The sequence below is a fragment of the Streptomyces sp. NPDC048565 genome, assembly GCF_040650935.1.
Lineage (GTDB): Bacteria > Actinomycetota > Actinomycetes > Streptomycetales > Streptomycetaceae > Streptomyces.
Genome location: NZ_JBEZIH010000008.1, coordinates 1 through 19,426 on the forward strand (window position 1 = coordinate 1; position 19,426 = coordinate 19,426).

The 19,426-nt window shown below is 72.0% G+C and carries 16 protein-coding genes; 4 read left to right on the forward strand and 12 right to left on the reverse strand.

The window, feature by feature from the left end; genetic code table 11:
• A partial coding sequence (locus AB0C75_RS12000) for a response regulator transcription factor (RefSeq protein ID WP_362889650.1) occupies positions 1-485 on the reverse strand: 485 nt, incomplete at its 3' end.
• Between the two features lie 487 nt (positions 486-972).
• Here AB0C75_RS12000 and AB0C75_RS12005 point away from each other — a divergent pair.
• Positions 973-2,463 carry an oligopeptide:H+ symporter gene (locus AB0C75_RS12005; protein ID WP_362889652.1) on the forward strand — a complete coding sequence of 497 codons (1,491 nt, stop codon included), beginning with the start codon at positions 973-975 and terminating at the stop codon, positions 2,461-2,463.
• A 128-nt stretch (positions 2,464-2,591) separates the two neighbouring features.
• Here AB0C75_RS12005 and AB0C75_RS12010 read toward each other — a convergent pair whose 3' ends face one another.
• Entirely contained in the window at positions 2,592-3,086 is a 495-nt protein-coding gene (locus AB0C75_RS12010) for an ATP-binding protein (protein ID WP_362889654.1), read from the reverse strand.
• A 203-nt stretch (positions 3,087-3,289) separates the two neighbouring features.
• Entirely contained in the window at positions 3,290-3,658 is a 369-nt protein-coding gene (locus AB0C75_RS12015; RefSeq protein WP_362889656.1) for an STAS domain-containing protein, read from the reverse strand.
• Between the two features lie 293 nt (positions 3,659-3,951).
• Between AB0C75_RS12015 and AB0C75_RS12020 the strand changes: the two genes are divergently transcribed.
• The 3 genes from AB0C75_RS12020 (at position 3,952) to AB0C75_RS12030 (ending at position 8,342) form a co-directional block, all read left to right on the forward strand.
• Positions 3,952-4,935: an RNA polymerase sigma factor SigF gene (locus AB0C75_RS12020; RefSeq protein WP_362889658.1), complete on the forward strand. Its 984-nt coding sequence runs from the start codon at positions 3,952-3,954 to the stop codon at positions 4,933-4,935.
• A 187-nt stretch (positions 4,936-5,122) separates the two neighbouring features.
• On the forward strand, positions 5,123-6,271 hold the full coding sequence (locus AB0C75_RS12025; RefSeq protein WP_362890060.1) for a DegT/DnrJ/EryC1/StrS family aminotransferase: 1,149 nt from the start codon (positions 5,123-5,125) through the stop codon (positions 6,269-6,271).
• 76 nt (positions 6,272-6,347) lie between these two features.
• Positions 6,348-8,342 carry a lipopolysaccharide biosynthesis protein gene (locus tag AB0C75_RS12030; protein ID WP_362890062.1) on the forward strand — a complete coding sequence of 665 codons (1,995 nt, stop codon included), beginning with the start codon at positions 6,348-6,350 and terminating at the stop codon, positions 8,340-8,342.
• Here AB0C75_RS12030 and AB0C75_RS12035 read toward each other — a convergent pair.
• The 9 genes from AB0C75_RS12035 to AB0C75_RS12075 all read right to left on the reverse strand — a co-directional run bounded on the left by AB0C75_RS12035 (position 8,317) and on the right by AB0C75_RS12075 (position 19,402).
• The gene (locus AB0C75_RS12035) at positions 8,317-9,447 is read right to left on the reverse strand and encodes a glycosyl hydrolase (protein ID WP_362889660.1); all 1,131 of its coding nucleotides are present in this window, start codon (positions 9,445-9,447) and stop codon (positions 8,317-8,319) included. The two genes, AB0C75_RS12030 and AB0C75_RS12035, sit on opposite strands and share 26 nt — an antisense overlap.
• On the reverse strand, positions 9,444-9,872 hold the full coding sequence (locus AB0C75_RS12040; protein ID WP_362889662.1) for a hypothetical protein: 429 nt from the start codon (positions 9,870-9,872) through the stop codon (positions 9,444-9,446). Before AB0C75_RS12040 ends, AB0C75_RS12035 begins: the two co-directional genes overlap by 4 nt.
• 57 nt (positions 9,873-9,929) lie before the next feature.
• Positions 9,930-11,837, reverse strand: a complete 1,908-nt coding sequence (locus AB0C75_RS12045) for a hypothetical protein (RefSeq protein WP_362889664.1) — start codon at positions 11,835-11,837, stop codon at positions 9,930-9,932.
• A 111-nt stretch (positions 11,838-11,948) separates the two neighbouring features.
• Entirely contained in the window at positions 11,949-12,776 is an 828-nt protein-coding gene (locus AB0C75_RS12050) for a polysaccharide deacetylase family protein (protein ID WP_362889666.1), read from the reverse strand.
• A complete protein-coding gene (locus AB0C75_RS12055; RefSeq protein ID WP_362889668.1) occupies positions 12,773-14,119 on the reverse strand; it encodes a glycosyltransferase in 1,347 nt (448 codons plus the stop codon). The genes AB0C75_RS12050 and AB0C75_RS12055 overlap by 4 nt, the downstream gene beginning before the upstream one ends.
• 144 nt (positions 14,120-14,263) lie before the next feature.
• Complete coding sequence (locus AB0C75_RS12060) at positions 14,264-15,355, reverse strand: GNAT family N-acetyltransferase (protein ID WP_362890063.1); 1,092 nt, start codon at positions 15,353-15,355, stop codon at positions 14,264-14,266.
• A gap of 143 nt (positions 15,356-15,498) precedes the next feature.
• A complete protein-coding gene (hutI, locus tag AB0C75_RS12065; protein ID WP_362889670.1) occupies positions 15,499-16,686 on the reverse strand; it encodes an imidazolonepropionase in 1,188 nt (395 codons plus the stop codon).
• A 131-nt stretch (positions 16,687-16,817) separates the two neighbouring features.
• Positions 16,818-18,188, reverse strand: coding sequence for a formimidoylglutamate deiminase (locus AB0C75_RS12070; protein WP_362889672.1), 1,371 nt, complete (start codon positions 18,186-18,188; stop codon positions 16,818-16,820).
• Positions 18,179-19,402, reverse strand: a complete 1,224-nt coding sequence (locus tag AB0C75_RS12075; protein WP_362890065.1) for an allantoate amidohydrolase — start codon at positions 19,400-19,402, stop codon at positions 18,179-18,181. Before AB0C75_RS12075 ends, AB0C75_RS12070 begins: the two co-directional genes overlap by 10 nt.
• Positions 19,403-19,426 lie beyond the last annotated feature (24 nt).

The window sequence follows — 19,426 nt, forward strand, 5'->3', positions numbered from 1 at the left end:
AGGACCCGCAGGAGGTCGAACTCCTTTGCGGTGAGCTGGAGTTCCTCGTCACCCATCCACGCACGGTGGGACTCGACGTCGATCCTGACGCCGTGTGTGGCGGGCTGCGGGGCGGGCTCGGTTGCGCCGCGGCGCAACAGGGCGCGGACCCGGGCGAGGAGCTCGGCGAGGCGGAAGGGCTTGGTGACGTAGTCGTCGGCCCCTGCGTCCAGGCCGACCACCGTGTCGACCTCGTCGGCCCTGGCGGTGAGCACCAGGATCGGCACGGCGTGGCCGTCGGCCCGCAGTCGCCTGGCGACCTCGAGGCCGTCCATCCCGGGCAGCCCCAGGTCGAGGACGACCAGGTCGATACCACCCTGGAGTCCGGCGTCGAGGGCGGTCGGGCCGTCCTCACGGACCTCGACCTCGTAACCCTCACGACGCAGGGCGCGGGCCAGTGGCTCCGAGATGGATGCGTCGTCCTCGGCGAGCAGTACACGGGTCATGGAGTGATGGTAGTCCGCGCAGGCCTTGTGGGGTGCGGCACCGGGTGAGCCCTGCGGGTCAGGGCCACGAATCGGGCATCTCCCTTTGAATATGGGAGCGTGGTTCCATACCCGCCTGTGATCCATGTCTCAAGTCCTTCCATATTCCCGCGTGTCGTGTCGTATGGTTGCTTGACGCCTGTTGCACCACCGAAGGACCTTTGGGCAGCTTTTAGCGCCAAGGGTCTCTTTTGTATACGGGCCGGTTCCCGCCGGCCCCGACCAGTGAATGACCTGTGGGCCGGGCCCGGAGCGCGAGGACGCGTGCCGGGCGTGGATCCCGGAGCGGTCTGTCCCACGATCCCGCCCCTGAGCTCCCTACGGAGCTGTGGGCGGATCGGATCCCTCGAGGCGTCGGGGGTCGGGGCGTGTCCGCCCGGTGCCGGCCACCCCCCACCGGGCGCCCACCGCTCACGAGGCGGCGCGTCCCGACCAGCAAGGATCGACCATGGCGTCCAGCCTGACGAAGGACTCGGCCAGCACTCCTGGTGCGGAGAAGACCTTCTTCGGCCACCCCCGCGGCCTGGCCACTCTCTTCATGACGGAGATGTGGGAGCGTTTCAGCTATTACGGCATGCGCGCCCTTCTCCCGCTCTACCTGATCGCTCCCAACGGGCTTCACATGAACCCCGCCACCGCCACCGCGATCTACTCGGTCTACCTGTCGCTGGTGTACCTCCTCACGATGCCCGGCGGCTGGATCGGCGACCGCGTCTGGGGCCCCCGCAAGACCGTCGCCATCGCGGGCGGCGTCGTCGTGCTCGGCCACCTGGTGCTGGCGCTGCCCTCCGAGGGCACCTTCTTCGCGGGCCTCGGCCTCGTGGCGATCGGTTCCGGTCTGCTGAAGGCCAACATCTCGACGATGGTCGGCCATCTCTACGACGGCCCCGACGACCCCCGCCGTGACGGTGGCTTCACGATCTTCTACATGGGCATCAACCTCGGTGCCTTCTTCGCCCCGCTGACCATCGGCACCGTCGGCGAGAACGTGAGCTGGCACCTGGGCTTCGCCCTGGCCGCCCTCGGCATGGCACTCGGTGTCGCCCAGTTCCTGCTCGGCACCCGCCACCTGGACGAGCGCAGCCTCGTCGTGCCCAAGCCGCTCTCCGCCGACGAGCGCGCCTCCACACTGCGCAAGTCGATGATCTGGCTGGGCATCGCGGCCGTCTTCTACATCGGCACGGTCGTCACCGGCGTCTACACGCTGAACTGGCTGCTGGTCCCGATCACGGTCGCCGGTCTCGTCATCCCCGTCATGGTCCTGGCGCGCATCAAGCGCGACAAGGAGCTCAGCAAGACGGAGCAGGCGAAGATGTCCGGCTACATCTGGTTCTTCGTGGCCGCCGCCATCTTCTGGATGATCTACGACCAGGGTGGTTCGACCCTGGCGATCTTCGCCGACTCGTCCGCGGAGAACTCGGTGCTCGGCTGGGACTTCCCGGTCTCCTGGTACCAGTCGGTCAACCCGGTCCTGATCATGGCGCTGGCCCCGGTCTTCGCGGCCTTCTGGATGGCGCTGAACCGGCGGGGCAAGGAGCCGAGCACGATCGTGAAGTTCAGCTCCGGTCTGGTGCTGGTCGGTGCGTCGTTCTTCCTGTTCCTGGCGCCCCTGGCCATCGCGGGCGACGGCCACAAGGCCGCCGCGATGTGGCTGGTCGCGATCTACTTCGTGCAGACCGTCGGCGAGCTGACCCTCTCCCCGGTCGGCCTCTCTGTCACCACCAAGATGGCCCCGGCCAAGTACGCCAGCCAGATGATGGGTGTCTGGTTCCTGGCCGTGACCGCCGGCGACTGCACCACGGGGCTGCTGTCCCTCGCGGGTGTCGAACTCAACGGCAACTCGGTGGTGGCGCTCCAGGCAGCGCTCGCGGTCCTCGCGGGTGTCGCGGTCTTCATGTACCGCGGCAAGGTCAAGAAGCTCATGGGCGACGTCCGCTGACACGGACAGCCCCTACGGCTCAGGGCCCGCACCGGTCGGTGCGGGCCCTGAGCCGTTCGTTCCGTTCGTACAGGAAGCCGTTCACGCGTCGTACGGGAAGCCGTTCACGCGCGAATCCCGCGGATCGATCACGCGGGCGCGGCGAGCTCCGCCCAGACCGTCTTGCCCGGCCGCTCGGGCGTGCGCGTCACGCCCCAGTCCAGACAGAGCCGCTGCACGATGAACATGCCGTGCCCGCCGGGCCGCCCCGCGCGGTGCGGGGTGCGCGGGGCCGGCTGCCCCGCCCCGGCGTCGACGACCTCGACCCGGAGCACCTTGGGCGAGCAGGCGATACGGAGCTCGTCGGGGCCGTCCGCGTGCAGGCAGGCGTTCGTGACGAGCTCGGAGACGACCAGGAGGACGTCCTCGGCGGCGGCCCGCCGGTCCGCACCCGACGCGGGCAGCCAGCCCCAGTCGTGCAGCGCCTGCCGGGCGAAGTCGCGGGCCATCGGCACGATGCCGCTGGCATGTCTCAGCGAGAGCGTGCGCCACTGCCGGTCAGCGGGTACGGCAGAGGCGGTGCCGCCCGTGCCGTCCGGCTCGCGGCCGAGGCCGCCCGGCGGATGCTGCCGGGTGGTGCTCATCAGCGCTTCACCTCACCGATTCACCGTGTTGCCATCGAACAGAACTGATTCAGATACAGAGTGTGCGGGTTCCATGACCCCGACGGGATGTCTCCTGCCCGGCCGAATGGTGACAACACCCTTTTCGCCTACACCAAGAGCGTGACGCGCGCGACATCCGGGGCTTCCGAGGCCGGGGACCCACATGCGGAACGCCGCCGCTGTCAGCCGCTCAGAGCGTCTGCGAGCGAGGCGTGGACGGTGAAGACCGCCTCCGCTCCCGTGATCTCGAAGACGCGGGCCACCACGGGCTGCATTCCGGCCAGATGAACCCCTCCTCCGGCTGCCTCGGCCTTCAAACGCGCTCCGAGCAGCACATTGAGCCCGGTGGAGTCGCAGAAGTCGAGCCCCGAGCAGTCGACCACGAGGCGCGCACGCCCTTCCGCGACCGCGCTCTCCAGGGGCTCCCGGAGCAGATCGGCGGTGTGGTGATCGAGCTCACCCACCGGCGTCACGACCTCGCTCCGCCCCTCGGTCCGGACGCCGACACTCAGCCGACCCCGGTTCGCACTGCCGACCGTCCCGCGGTCCATTGACTGTCCCTCTTCGCCGTCCGTCACTACCCACGTCCCTGTGTACGCGGCTTCATCGTGGCTGCCCCCGACGTGCGTAAAACATTACGCGTTTCCCTCGCCACACGGTAGTCGAAGAACTCAACAAACCGGACATACAGGCGTATTTGGCGCTTGTAACTCATGGCTGGAAACGGGTAAGGGTAGAAGGGACATCTGCACCAGGAATTTCGATCGGCTTCGGAGGCGCCGCTTCACCGCAGGAAGACGTATGGGCATCGGCAGCCATATGCCGAGAACGATGGAGGAGAACCATGTCACCCCGGCTCGACGTATCGCGTACCCACATCGCGACGTCGGCATGTCCTCAGGGACCGACCGATTCCGACTCCGCTGCCGCGAACGCCGTCCCCGGCCCGCGCACCAGCACCCTCAGCACCACCGGCCTGACCGCCGACGACCATCTCCCCGGCGAGGAATTCGAGGGCCTGGAAGGCCTTCCCGAGATCCCGCCCTACGCCGAAGTGGGCGCGCTGGACGCCAGGGCGCTGTCGAAGACACTCTTCGCGCGGCTCGAAGCCCTGGAAGAGGGCACCCACGAGTACGCGTACGTACGCAACACCCTCGTCGAGCTGAATCTGGCCCTGGTCAAGTTCGCCGCCGCGCGGTTCCGCTCCCGCAGTGAGCCCATGGAGGACATCGTCCAGGTCGGCACCATCGGCCTGATCAAGGCGATCGACCGCTTCGAGCTCAGCAGGGGCGTCGAATTCCCGACATTCGCGATGCCCACCATCGTCGGCGAGATCAAGCGCTTCTTCCGTGACACCAGCTGGTCCGTGCGCGTCCCGCGCCGGCTCCAGGAGCTGCGGCTCGACCTGGCCAAGGCGGGCGACGAGCTGGCCCAGAAGCTGGACCGCTCGCCCACGGTCGTCGAACTCGCCGACCGGCTCGGCCTCAGCAGGGACGAGGTCGTCGAGGGCATGGCCGCGAGCAACGCGTACACCGCGAGTTCGCTGGACGCCAAGCCCGACGAGCACGCCGAAGGCAACGACGGCGCCCTCGCGGACCGCATCGGCTACGAGGACCACGGGCTCGAAGGCATCGAGTACGTCGAGTCCCTCAAGCCGCTCATCGCCTCGCTCCCCCTGCGTGACCGCACGATCCTCTCGATGCGGTTCGTCTCGAACATGACGCAGTCGGAGATCGGCGAGGAGCTCGGCATCTCGCAGATGCACGTGTCCCGGCTGCTCTCGCGGACCCTGGCCAAGCTCAGGAAGGGCCTGACCGTGGAGGAGTGACCCGGAGTCACCCCACCACCCGTACGTGATCATTGCGGAAGGACCTGCCCGAACGGGCGGGTCCTTCCGCATTGTTGACGAAGTGCCACGGACTGGGCGACATTGGGCGGGGTTCTGGGGGGAACACATGCATCGTGGGGAGAGCGGCCCTGTCGGCCGTGCCGTACCGCAAGCGGTGGAAGAGGCGATGGGCGTCCGGCTCGGCCGGGAATGCCTGTACGTCCCGTCCTGCCGGCTTGGCCTCTACCTGGCGCTCCGCCACTGGTGCGAACCCGGCGGCAGGGTCCTGATGTCCCCGGTCAACGACGACGTGATCCTCTTCGTCGTCCTCGCCGCCGGCCTGCGGCCCGTCCAGGCCCCGCTGTCCGCTGCGGACGGCTCGATCGACGTGGACGCCGTGCCCGACGCCGTGTGGAACGGCCTGTGCGCCGTCCTCACGACCAATCTGTACGGAAATCCGGACCCGGCCCTGCGGCTGCGCGAGCGCTGCGACCGCCTCGGCGTCCCGCTGATCGAGGACGCCGCGCACGCCATCGGCAGTGTCACGGACGGGAAGCCGGTCGGCTCCTTCGGGGACGCGGCCGTCTTCAGCCTCTCCAAACACGTCGGCGCGAAGGCCGGAGGCTTCCTCGCCGTCGCCGACCCCGCCCTGCGCGCCCCGCTGGAGCGCGCCAGGGACGCTCTGCTCGACCCGGCCCGCCTCACCGCCGAACTCGCCTACGCCGTACGCCCGTACGCGGAGTCGGCCGTGCGCGGGCTGCGGCTCGCCCCCGCCGCCTGGTGGGCCCTGCGGCTCCTCGGGCTCCAGGAACGGGAGGAGATCCGGATGCCGTTGCGGCCCACCGAGCTGCGCGAGGCGCTGCGGTCCGCGCCTTCGCTGGCGGCCTTCCACTCCTGGGTCCGCGTCGACATGCACGACTACCGCATCGCTCCGGGGCGATTACGGCTGCGGCGTATCCGGCGTCTGCTGGCAGGCCTCGACGAGCGGCTCGCCGCGCACCGGGCGGGCACCGAGCGCCTCCTCGCGACCCCCTGGGCGCCCCCGGTCACCGCCGACGCGCGCGTACAGCCACTGTTCCGGGTGCCGTTGCTGGTGGCCGACCGGGACGCGGCCGTCGCCGCGCTCGCCCGCCGGCGCATCACCGTCGGCTATCTCTACGACCCGCCGCTCGACACCTACGCGGGCACGCCGTTCACCGACCCGTCCCACTCCCCCGCCGACGCGGCCTGGTTCGCCCGGCATGCCCTGCCCGTCGACCCACTGAACGCAGCCCGGGTCATCGACATCCTGGCATCGGCGGGTGCCAGGGCCGCGCGAGAGCTGCCCGGTGACTGACACCGCGAGAGCCGGCCTGCCGGAGGCCGTGGCGGCGCCCTCGCCGGCCCCGGAGGCCGCGGCCGGCGCCGACTCGATGTTCCGCAACGCCTACGCCCTGATGCTCTCCACCGGGGTGTCCGCCGCGCTCGGCCTGGGCTTCTGGCTGGTCGCCGCCCGCTACTACACGGAGGAGGCCGTCGGCCAGGGCTCCGCGGCCATCGCGGCGATGCGGCTCCTCGCCTCGGTCACCGCGACCACGATGATCGGCGCCGTCGTGCGCTACGTGCCCCGCGCCGGGCGCGCCACCGCATCCCTGGTCGCCCGTACCTACCTGGTCAGCACCGTCGTCGTCATCCTGGCCTGCGCGGTCTTCCTGCTCACCCTTGACCTGTGGGGTGACTCGTACGCCCCGCTCGGCACCCTGTCCGCCGGGCTGGTCTTCACCGGTGCCTGCGTCGCCTGGGCGGTCCTCACGCTCCAGGACGGGGTGCTGACCGGACTGCGCAAGGCCGTCTGGGTGCCCGTCGGCAACGCCGTGTTCTCCGTCGGCAAGCTGCTGCTCCTCGCCGCCTTCGCCACCGCCCTGCCCGTCCTCGGCGTCTTCGTGTCCTGGGCCGTGGCCATCGCGCTGTCCGTGCTGCCGCTCGGCTGGCTGATCTTCCGCAGGCTGATCCCGCGTCAGGCCGGGGCCGACCGTGACCGCGAACCGCCCCGGATGCGCGAGATCGGCCGGTTCCTGGCCGGTGACTCCGTCGGCGCGCTGTTCAGTCTGGCCATGATCAACCTGCTGCCGGTGATGGTGGCCGTGCGCTTCGACGCCGCGAACAACGGCTTCTTCTACATCGCGTACACCGTCGGCGGCACCATGGAGTTCATGGCCATCAACATGGCCTCCTCCCTCACCGCACACGCCTCGCACAGCCCCGGCCGGCTGGCCGAAGGTGTACGCGGGGCGCTGCGCCGCATGGCCGTGCTGCTGGTTCCCGTCGTGGTCGTCCTGGTCCTCTTCGCCCCGCAGATCCTCAGCCCCTTCGGCGCCGAGTACGCCCGCCACGGCACCCTGGTCCTGCGGCTGCTGGCCGCGGCCGCCCTGCCCCGGGTCGTGGTCGAGCTGTACATCGGGGTCCTGCGGGTGCAGGGCCGCACCGGTGCGCTGGCCATCCTTCAGGGGACGATGTGCGTCCTCGTCCTGGGCTCTGCGGCCGTGCTGCTCGGCCCGGCCGGGATCGCCGGAGCGGGCTGGGCGGTGCTGACGGCCATGACCGCGGTGGCGGCCGTGTCCGCCGTGGGACTGCGCTCGGCACTCACCGGGCGTACGTCACGCGACCGGGGCTCGCGGCGTATGCGGCCGGGGCGTGGCTCGCGGCGTATGCGGCCCGGCCGGGTCTCGCGGCGGCCGAAGCCGGGGAGCGAGCAGTTCGGGACGAGCTGGGCCCGGGTCGCGGCGCAGCAGGCCCCGGCCGCGAGGGCGGACACCTGGCCGGGGCACGGCGAGGCGGTGTGGCTCTGGGGGCTGCTCGGGCTCGCGGCCGGGCTGTTCTGGGTGCCGTTGGCGCGCTCGGCGCCCGCCGGGCACGCGCATCTGACCGGCAGGGAGCTGATCGAAGCCCTGCCTCCGGTCACCGTGACCGCCGGGGTGCTCCTGATCGTCGTCCACAGCGCTGCCCTCGCGCTCCACAGGGTCCGGCCCGCCCTGCTGGGCGCGACGCTGCTGGTGACCGTCGGGGCCCTGCACTCCGCGCCACTCCTTCTCGGCGTCCGGCCGGCCGCCGCATCGCGGGAGTGGCACGGGACGCTCGCCGGCTTCCTCGCCGGCGCCGTGGGGATGGACTCCCCGGCGGGGGTGCTCCGTGCCCTGCCGTTCGCGCTCCAGCTGCTGTGCCTGGCGCTGTGTGCGGTGCTGCTGCGGACGGCCGGGGCCCACCGGCGGGCCACCGCCGCCCTGGTGTGGGTGCTCGCGGTGGCCGGGTGGGTCGCGCAGGACGCCTTCGCCTCGGCAGCGCTGCCCGTGTTCCTGGGGCTGTTCGCGGCCACGGCGGTGGCGTACGGCCTCCGGGGGCGGGTCAGCGGCCGGGGACCGGCTGCTTGAAGTACGCGTCCTGGCCTGCCGTGCGGTAACCCTCCAGGCCTGGGCCCTCGTTGACCGTGAGGTCGCAGCCCTTGCCGGGGACGGCCCTGTTCCAGTGCACCAGCGCCTTGGCCTCGGGCATGGTCCTGGCCACCTCGGGGATCTTCTCGTACCACTCACGCTGGCGGTCCTCGTCCGCAGGATCGGGCACCGTGGCGAACTCGGCGAACATCAGCGGCTTCTCGGCGCTGATGTGGCTGCGCAGCCACTCGTACGTCGGCCGCTGGCTGCGGTCGAAGTCCTTCCAGTCCGTGGTGTCGTGGCAGGTGAAGTAGTTGTACTGGTCCATGCCGATCCAGTCGACGTAGGCGTCGCCCGGGTAGAGCCGCTCGAAGAGCTTCGCCGACGCGAGGAAGCCGGAGACCGTCCACACCCACACCACGTTGTCCACACCGAGCTCCTCGAACCGGTCGTGGAGGTGGCGGTAGGCGGCGACGTACTCCTCGGGCGTGCCCGCGTCGCCGACCCTGGCGTCGACCTCCTGGTCGAAGGAGAAGAACACCCGCTTCCCGTACGCCTTGATGCGACGCGCCTGCGGATCGATGATCTCGCGGTCGTACGCCCCTGAGGCGAGCTTGGCCCAGCCGAGCTGGTCCTCGGTCCAGTTGGCGTGATGGGGCTCGCGCCACACCGTGGACTCCCAGGCCAGCATCAGCATCCGGTCCCGGCCGAGTATCTGCTCGTCGGGGGTCAGGAGCTGTCCGTCGAGCTCTGTGTTCGACATGTCGTGGTAGGTGTACAGGAGGTCGAGCTTCCGGCCGATCTTCTCCTCGAACGCGTACACCGCGTCCTTCAGCGAGCCGTTCCCGGCGTACGGGACATAGGCGCCCCACCAGGCCCCGCACGGCGGGACGAGCGTGGCGGTGGGGGCACACCTCCCACCGGGCACCGGCCCCGTGGCGGCGTCGGAGGGGAGCGCGCCGGCGGACGGCACACCGTCCTCGCCGTCCGACGAGGGCGGGCCGAACCAGGCGAGCAGTCCGGTCAGCAGTGCCACGACGGCGGCCAGGGCGAGCAGGACGTACGCACGCGGGCGGCGCTCCCACGGCGCGCGGCGGGGGGTCATCGGCGCCTCACGGGTGTCACCCGGGACCGCTCGACCGCGCCCCGGGTGGCCGCGGGCAGGGGTAGCCCGGGGAAGGCCGAGGCGAGGGTGGTGAACGCGGCGAGCGACACCAGGAACGCGGTCCCAGAGAAGCCCTTCACCAGGAACAGCGAGGTGGCCGCGATGACGGCCAGGGACAGCCCGACGGGCGCGGCGAGCGCGGCCGCTTCGATGCGGGCGCCCGGCCTGAGCTGTCCGGGCTGCGGATACAGCAGGGCGAGGCCGGGGCCGAAGCAGACGAAGAGGAGCACCGGGGCCCAGCGCAGGGGCGAGCCGGCCGGCAGCGCGGTCGCGGCGAGCGCCACCCAGCCGGAGAGCGCCAGGGCGGCTCTGGGCAGGATCCGCCGGGCGGGGTGGGCCGGTCGTGGGTGCCTGTTCTCGGACACGTGGCTGCCTTCCTGGTCCGGGTGCGTATCGGAGGGCCGGGGGCTGTCGTGGGTGTCTCAGCTGTCGTAGCGCAGGACGACGCCGTATTCGGTCCGCTCGACCACCTGGAAGAGCGGGGATGCGCTGAGGTCCCGCGTCAGCGAGGCGAAGCCTCCCGGGGGCAGCAGCCCCTCGCCCGCGGTGTAGATGTCCTGGGTGCGGGTGAGGAGGACGTAGGCCGTGGTGCCCGGCGGCAGCCGGGTCGAGAGGTAGTGCGCCGGGTCCTTGAGCATCTCTGTGTTCTCCGGGAGCTCCTGCTCGGCGAAGAACCAGTGCTCAAGACGGTCGTAACGGTGCAGCGCCTGTGGGAAGGAGCCCGTGGTGGCCAGGATCAACGACCCTTCGGGCGCGCTGTCGATGGCGCGGCTGACGAGCGCGGTCTCCGCGGGCGGGGTGTAGTTCATCCGCTCCTTGCCGTAGTACGCGGGCATGAAGCCCGCCAGCAGCGCGGCCAGCGCCACCGGGAGGGCGACCGCGCAGATCCTGCGCACGGCGGGGCGGACCCGGTGCGCTCCGGTGCCTCCGGCGGCCGGGACGAGCGCCGCAGCGGCGAAGAAGGCGGCCCCCGGGAGCGCGAACAGATAGACGCGGAAGAGCATTTCGCCGCCGTAGTCGTTGACCACGAACAGGGGTACGGGCGCGACAGAGGCCAGCAGCAGCGGCAGGGCGCTGTGCGCCAGACGGCGCCGCAGCAGGAGGGCCGCGCCCGCGAGGACCGCGACGGCCAGCACCATCAGGACACCGGCCCGCCCCGCGAGCTCCGGGCCGGCGCCGGTGAGCTCTCCGGCGTATCCCGCGCGGGAGTTCTCGGTGAGCCGGCCGAGGGAGTCGCGCAGCGTACCCAGCGTCTCGGTGAACAGGGGGCGGCCCATGGTGAGGTCCCAGGCCAGCATGAGCAGGCCGGCCGCGGCGAGGAGTCCGAGGTTGCGGTAGCGGCGGGTGAGGCTGAGCGCGATCAGGGTGACGCAGAGCATCACCGGGGTCAGCTGGTGCACCGCGTTGATCGCCACGAGCAGGGGCACGAGGACCGCGACACAGACCGCGCGCTGCCGGGTGCCGGTGGGTGGCGGGACGGCCGCGGCGGCGGGGTCGAGCCAGGCGCGCGAGCGCAGCCGTCCTGCGGAACCGGGCCGTACGAAGTGCCGCAGGACGACGGCGAGTACGGCGAGGTGGAGGAGGAAGGCGAGGCCCTGCGGGGCGAGGTAGTCCTGGCCCACCCAGTTGGCGAGCTGGAAGATCCAGACGGCGGCCCACACGAGGCGCCAGTCCTCGCTGAAGGTGCGGTAGATCAGGATCAGGACCGGCATCATCAGCAGGCCGAGGACGACGGGGGCCCAGTTCAGATAGGTGGCGGCGCTGTCCGCCCCGAAGGTACGGACGAGTCCGCCGTTGAGCGTGAAGAAGCCGGGCCACTGGTCGTAGGCGGACATGTTGCCCGACAGGCCCTCGCCGGGGCGCAGATCGCCGTTGGCCAGCAGGTGGTTGATGACGGCGTCGTGCTTGGAGGCCCAGGGGTAGCGCTCCGAGTCGTACAGCACGGCGGGGACGCCCTTGATGGCCATCAGCAGCCCGGCGCAGTACAGGGCGGGCCACCAGGGGGCCGTGCCGGCGCGGCGGAGGCTGACCAGGAAGCCCGCGGTCAGGACGAGCAGCGAGACGTAGTAGGTGACGGGCAGCCGGTCGAGGAGGCCGTACTCACCCATCGAGCGGAACCCGATGTGCGGCAGCGAGAAGGTCCAGAGGGCGGCCGCCAGGAGTAACGGCAGCCAGGTGAGGAGCGTCCGGGGTCTCAGCGCGTCCGGGATGCGGAGCGCCCCGCCCGTCCTGCCGGCCGTCACGCCGGGTGGCGGCTGCCCAGGAGGAGGCATCTGCTCGGCGCTCCCCGCGGTGTCCCCCTTGACCGGCGCGGGCACATGCTGTGGCACGGTGCGACTCCCCCCACGGATGTGGTCGCGGCCGTCACGCCGCTGTCCCTTGAGTGAACTATAGGAAGGTGCTCTGACATCGGGGCGCTCTCGCCCCGTTTCCCGGGCGCCTCACCCCGCGAACACCGGCCCCCGCGCGGCGGCCCGGGCCCGCCGGTACCACCGCCAGCCCACGGTCGGCGGCGAGTCGGGGAACGGCGCGACGCGGGCCCCCTCACCCGCCATCCAGCGCTCGATGTCCCGCACCGTGTGGCCGCGCCGCAGGATGAGCCGCGCGATCCGGTACGGCTCGTCCCGGCCGGAACTCAGGGCGTGCCGCACGGCCACCGCGCTCTCGTAACCCGCCGCACGGGCGGCGTGGCGCACCCGCGCGCTGTTGTATCCGTGCGGATAGGCGAGATGGGCCACCTCATGCCCCAGGACGTCCTCCAACACCTTCTTGGAGTCGACGAGTTCCGAGCGGAGCGCCGCGGCCGTCAGGGTGTCCAGTTGCGCGTGGGTGACGGTGTGGCCGCCCACCTCCATGCCGTACTGCTCCAGCAGGGGCGCCTGTTCCAGGCGCATCATCGGGCCGGGCGGCAGCAGGCTGCCCCCGCCGGACCGCCCCAGCGCGCCGGTCGTGAGATAGGCGGTGGCCGGCATCGACCGTCCCGCGAGCGCCTCGGCGGTCGGCCCCGGCAGATCCGCGAAGCCGTCGTCGAAGGTCAGGACGACCGGCCGGTCAGGCAGCGGCTCACCTTCCGCGAGATGGGCGACGAGCGCGCCGACCGGGACCGGCGTACGGCCGCAGGCGCGGATCACGTCCAGCTGCGCGGCGAACGCCCGCGGTGTGACGGTGAATTCGGCGATCCACTCCGGCGGGTCGTCCATCACCGCGTGGTACAGCAGCACGGGTATCCGGGACACGCCCGCACGCCCCTCGGGTCCGCGCGCACTCATCCCGCCTCCTCCCAGGGGCGTGAGGCGCCCCGGACGGCGAGCCGGGCACGTACGTATCCGAGGGGGCCGTACAGCAGGCCCCGGCGCTCCAGACGGGACAGATGCCGGGGCCACGGGTAGGTGTGGGCGCCGTGCTCGCCGGGAACACCGGCGCGCCCGGCGGCATCGGCCGTACGCGGCGCCGTCATCGTGCGGGCATGGGCGAGACCTCTCGGCAGCCTGGCCAGGAGCGGCGGCAGCAGGGCCGGTCTGCGGACCAGGAGTGCGGTGAGGCAGGCGGTGAGGCCGGCGCCGTAGCCGTACGCCTGGCCGCACAGGTCCGCCCAGCGCTCACGGTGGTGGTGCCAGACGATCGCCTCGGGGGTGTAGTGCAGCGGGTGGCCCTCGGCGAGAAGCCGTACGAAGGCGTAGAGGTCATCGCCCCCCTTGGCCGGGGTGCCGGTGCCGGTGGCGGGGTCGAAACCACCGACCGCACGCAGCGGCCCGGCGCGGAACGCCATGTTGGCACCGGAGCCGAACCGTCCGGCGGTGAACGGGAACAGCGGCTCGTCGGCGGGCGGGTGCGCGGGGTCGTAGCGGCGCGGTGCGAAGCCCTTGGCGAATCCACCGTGGCTCTCCAGCAGGACCTGCGCCGGCGTGGTCAGCCTGGCCGGAAGGATCAGGCCGGTGACGCAGGCCGTCCTGGGGTCGTCGCCGAACGGCCGGGTGAGGGCGGTGAGCCAGTGCGGATCGGCCAGGACGTCGTCGTCGGTGAAGGCCAGGACGTCGGCCCCGGCGAGGGCTACGCCCCTGTTGTGCGCGGCGGCCAGGCCTGGCACCGGTTCCAGGGCGTAGCGCACGCCCCGGCCGGTGTAGGCGGAGGTGACGAGCTCGCGGGTGGCACCGGTGGCCGGGGCGTTGTCGACGACCACGATCTCGAAGTCCGGGTGGTCCTGGGCGAGCAGCGAGTCCAGGGCACGGGCCAGCTGCGCGGGGCGCTCCCGGGTCGCGACGACGACCGTCGCCCTGGGTATCTCACCGGTCGGTGGCCGCTCCGGGGCGTCCGGGACGTCGATCTCGTCCGCGGCCTGTTCGGCGAGGACGGCGGCCGGGTCGTCGCCCGCCCTGACGCGCCCGACGACCGTGCCGACCGGGCGCCCGCGCAGCCGTACGAGGACGAAGAACCGCTGGTCGTCACCGTCCCGCGGGGCGGTGTCCAGGGGCGGCCCGCCGGGCACGGGCCGCAGTTGTACGCCCGTGCCGTCGGCGGCGTCGAGCTCCAGGTCGGCGACGGCCAGGCCGGCGAGGCGGCCGATACCGGGTAACCGTGCTGTCTTCTCCGTCTGTTCGTTCCTGTACGGCATCCGGTCCCCCCGGTCGTGATGCTGAACGCTGTCGTGGTTCCGGCGCTGTCGTGACGCCGACGCTGTCGAGACGCCGCCACCGTCGTGACCCGGCGCCGTCGTGACCCGGCGCCGTCGTGACCCGGCGCCGTCGTGACCCGGACGCTATGGACGTTTCGGTTCGCGCAGCCGGCCGGCCCGTTCGAGACCGCGCTGGGCCAGACCCGCCAGCCGGGGCCGCTCCCGCACGAAGCCGTGCGCGCGGCGGGAGGGCTCGCGACCGATCCAGTGCAGAGCGGCGCCCACGCCCGGCCGGACCGACGCACCCTCGTACACGGTCAGTTCGCCGGTCTTCAGGGCGTCCTTGTACTCGGCGGCCCCGCGCCCCATGTCGAGCATCCCGATGCCGTCGTCGGCCGCCGCCCGCGCCATCCCCAGATGCAGGATCAGGCCGGGCGAGAACTTCGCGAACGCCGGGTCGTACGCCGGGAACCAGCACGAGAGCACCGTCCGCGAGCGCAGCCCGAAGTGGGCAGCCACCGGGCGGTCACCCGCGTACAGGACGGAGAGCAGGCCGGAGCATCCGGATGCTCTGGTGTGGAAGAGGAACTCCACCAGGTCTCGGATCCACGCCTTCGCGAAGCGGTCCCTGCGGCCGGTCCTGCGGTACTGGCCGGACTTCCACCCCATCAGGGTCTCCAGCGCCGCCGGATCCCGCTCGTCGAGGACGAACCGCACCTCCCCCACGTCGCGGCCGAGCTTGCGCTCCTTGGCGAGCGTGGTCCGCAGGAACTTCGGCGACCGTGCGCGCAACGCCGTCTCGTAGCCGGCGTAACCGTCGCCGACATCGATGACGTACGAGGCGTACGCGCTCGCGGCGTCCGGCTCGAAGAGGCTCTGGCCCTCTTCGAGGTTGTCGAACTCCCAGGCGGAAAGGGAGCAGGCCCGCAGCAACTCCTTCGCCCCGAGACCGAGACCGGGGCGCAGCACGGCGCCCTGGACGTCGGAGACGCCGAGGCCGATGGCCCGGCCGTGGCCGAGCGGACCCCGCTCGAAGGGGAGGAAGCCCGCAGGCCCGGCCCGGCCTCCGGGGCCCTCGCCGATCACCGCCACCCGTGCGTGCGGCCGAACGCGGCCGATGGCAAGGGCGAATTCCGGTTCCATGAACGGATGGGCCGGGGCGCCGGACTTCGCCCGCAGCTCCCGCCAGCTCTCGATGTCCCCCGCGCCCAGATCTCCGGGCCTGATCACGCGTATGCGCCTGCTGCTCACAAGAACCCCCCGGTCCTACCCCCTGAGCCACGCTGCCCAGAACGGTACCGGGCGAGGTCACTGAGCGGTAGACAGCCGCGACATCTCACGACCGACCGGTGAATATCGGGTCCATCACGTCCGGAGTGTCACAGGACCCTCTCCCCACCTCGCCACACCGCGTCGACCAGCGGGACTCCCGGCCGGTAGGCGAGGTGGACATGGCTCGGGGCGTCGAGGATCACGAGGTCGGCGCGGGCGCCCGGGGTGATGCGGCCGACGTCGCTGCGACGCAGCGCGGCGGCGCCGCCGGCGGTGGCCGACCAGACCGCTTCGTCGGGGGTCATGCCCATGTCCCGTACGGCGAGGGCGATGCAGAACGGCATGGAGGAGGTGAACGAGGAGCCCGGGTTGCAGTCGGTGGACAGGGCGACGGTGGCACCCGCGCCGAGGATGCGCCGGGCGTCGGGCCACTCGGCGCGGGTGGAGAACTCGGCGCCGGGGAGCAGGGTGGCGACGGTGGAGCCCTGGCCGAGCGCGTCGAGGTCGGCGTCGTCGAGGTGGGTGCAGTGGTCGGCGGAGGCCGCGTCCAGCTCGACGGCCAGCTGGACCCCGGGGCCGTGGCCCAGCTGGTTGGCGTGGACGCGGGGGTGCAGGCCCCTGGCGGCGCCCGCGGTGAGGATCGTGCGCGCCTGGTCCGCGTCGAAGGCGCCCCGCTCGCAGAAGACGTCGATCCAACGGGCGTGCGGGGCACAGGCGTCCAGCATCGGTCCGGTGACGAGGTCGACGTAGCCGGCGGGGTCGTCGGCGTAGTCGGGGGACACGATGTGGGCGCCGAGGAAGGTGACCTCGTCGGTGTGGCGGGCGGCGATGCGCAGCGCGCGTGCCTCGTCCTCGACGGTGAGGCCGTATCCGGACTTGGTCTCGAAAGTGGTGGTGCCCTGCCGCAGCGCCTCCGCCAGATAGCGCGCGACGTTGGCGGAGAGCTCTTCGTCGGAGGCGGCCCGGGTGGCGGCCACGGTCGTGCGGATGCCGCCCGCCGAGTAGGCGCGCCCGGACATACGTGCGTGGAACTCGGCGGTGCGGTCACCGGCGAACACCAGGTGGGAGTGGGAGTCCACGAAGCCGGGGATGACCGCTCGGCCGCCCGCGTCGACGGCGTTGTCAGTGGCGGGTGCTTTGCTGGATTCACCGGTCCACACGATGCGGTCGCCCTCGATGACGACGGCCGCGTCCTGGATCAGGCCCAGGGGGGTCCCGTCTCCGAGGGAGGGGTCATTGGTGACCAGGTTCGCGATGTGGGTGAGGGCGGTCGTCGTGTTCGTCGAGGGCGTCATCCGGGCACAGCCTTCTTTCGGCTCGGACCCGGGGCGTGCCCGGGTTCACGGGGCGGGGCTCGGCGGAGCGTCGAGCGGCGGGACATCGAGCGGCAGGACGTTCGTCGGCCGAGCGTCCGACGGCGGGGCGTTCAGCGGTACACGGCGGCGACGGCCGATGCGAGCGCGGCCGGCACGTCGTGGATCCGGGTGTGCCGGCCGTCCCGGACGATGTGCCGGCCCGCCACCACGGTGTGCCGCACATCGGCGGCGGTCGCGGCGAATACGGCTGCTTCGGCTGCCAGTCGGGGCACCGGCCCCGCTGTTCTGACGGAGTCCAGCGCGACGGTGGCGAGATCGGCCGGCGCACCCGGTTCCAGCACGCCCGCGTCCGGGTGGCCGAGCGCGGCGTGTCCCGTGGCGGAGGCCGCCCTGAGCAGGGCCGCCGCTGTCCAGTGACCGCGTGCGTGGGTGCGCAGGCGTTCGTTGAGCTCCATCGCCCTGGCCTCCTCGAAGAGGTCGATCACGGCATGGCTGTCGCTGCCCAGCGAGAGAGGGGATCCCGCGCCCTGGAGTGCGGCTGCGGGTCCGATGCCGTCGGCGAGGTCGCGTTCGGTCGTGGGGCACATGCAGGTGCCCGTACGGGAGGAGCCGAGGAGCCCGATGTCCTCGGAGGTGAGGTGTGTGTTGTGAATGCCGGTGGTGTACGGGCCGAGGACCCCGTGGTCGGCGAGGAGCCGGGTGGGGGTGCGGCGGTGCGCGGCGAGGCAGGCGTCGTTCTCCGCTGTCTGCTCAGAGAGGTGGACGTGCAGCGGGGCCGCCCGCTCCTGCGCCCATTGCGCGACGGTGGCGAGCTGTCCCGCGGGGACGGCGCGTACGGAGTGGATCGCGGCGCCGATCACCACCAGGTCGTCGTCGCCCTTGAGGAGGGAGACACGCTCGGCCCAGGCGTCGGCGGTGGTGTCGGAGAAACGCAGCTGGTGCCGGCTCGGCTTCTGCCCGAATCCGGCGGCGAGATAGGCGGTGTCGAGCAGCGTGATGCGGATCCCGGCCTCGGCCGCCGCGGCGATGAGCGCCTCGCCCATGGCATTCGGCTCGTCGTAGGGCGTCCCGCCGGGCGCGTGGTGCAGATAGTGGAATTCGCCCACCGCGGTGATCCCTGCGAGCGCCATCTCGGCGTATGTGGCTCGGGCGAGGTCGTAGTAGGTGTCGGGGTTGAGGCGGGCGGCCGTCCGGTACATCAGCTCGCGCCACGTCCAGAAGGTGCCGGAACCCACCTGGGCGGTGGAGCGCAGAGCGCGGTGGAAGGCGTGCGAGTGGGTGTTGGCCAGTCCGGGGACGGTCAGCCCCTCCAGCACGGTGGAGCCGGGCGGTGGCGTGTCGATGCCGGTCCGGACACCGGCGATGCGTCCGCCGGCCACGTCCAGGAGGACACCGGGCTCGACATGGGTGCCGAGCCAGGCGTACGACATCCAGTACGTCGCGGTGACCGGTGTGCCCGTCGGTTGCGTTGTCAGCTGCACGCGAGACCTTCCAGTACGTCGGCGAGTGCCCTCACTCCGGCCACGCAGTCGTCCTCCGCGGCGTGCTCTGCGGGTGAGTGCGAGATCCCGGTGGGGTTCCGTACGAACAGCATGGCGGTCGGCACGGAAGCGGACAAAATACCCGCATCGTGTCCCGCACCCGTGCCGAGCACGGGCACGGTGCTCCCACCGCCGTCCGCGCCGTCCCGGCCCCGCTCGTCCAGCACACGGCGGATCTCGTCGCGCAGGGCGTGCTCGAAGTCCACGACCGGCGTGAACGACTCGCGTACGACGTCGAGATCGATCCCGGCCCGCTCGGCGTGCTCCCGCGCGGCCCGCTCGACGCCGCTCACCACGGCGTCGAGGGTGGCCTGGTCGGCGGCCCGTGAGTCGAGCCAGCCCCGCACGAGGGAGGGGATCGCGTTGACCCCGTTCGGCTCGACCGCGATCTTGCCGAAGGTCGCCAGGCCTCCGGCGAGCTCCGCCTCGCGCCGGGCCGCGAGCACCGTCTCGGCGTACGTGAGCATCGGGTCGCGCCGGTCCGCGAGGCGGGTGGTGCCGGCGTGGTTGGCCTCACCGCGGAAGTCGAACCTCCAGCGGCCGTGCGGCCAGATGGCCGAGGCGATACCGACCGGGTCCCCGCTCAGGTCCAGGGCGCGGCCCTGCTCCACATGGAGCTCGACGAACGCGCCGATCCGGGCCAGGCGCCCCGGGTCGGGCCCGATCGCGTCGGGGTCGTGCCCCGCGGCCTCCATGGCCGCGGGGAGCGAGACGCCCTCGCCGTCACGGAGCCGGTGCGCGCTCTCGACGGTCAGCTGTCCGGCGGCGAGCCGGGAGCCGACGCAGGCGAGCCCGAACCTGGCTCCTTCCTCGTCGCCGAAGTTGGTGATGGCGAAGGGCTTGGTGAACTCCGCCCCTCTGCGGCGCAGTTCGTCCAGGGCGGCGAAGGAGGACACCACACCCAGGGGGCCGTCGAAGGCGCCGCCGTCGGGCACGGAGTCGAGATGGGACCCGGTGACCACGGCGTCCCCGGCCAGCGGATCGCCGAGCCAGGCCCACTGGTTGCCGTTGCGGTCGACCTCGTGGACGAGCCCGCGGGACTCGGCCTGGGCGCGGAACCACGCGCGGCAGTCCTGGTCGGCGGCGGTCCAGGCGTAGCGGCGGTAGCCGCCGCTGCCGGGGTCGAGCCCGAGAGGCGCGAGGCCGCGCCACATCGACTGGAAGGACTCCGGCTCGGG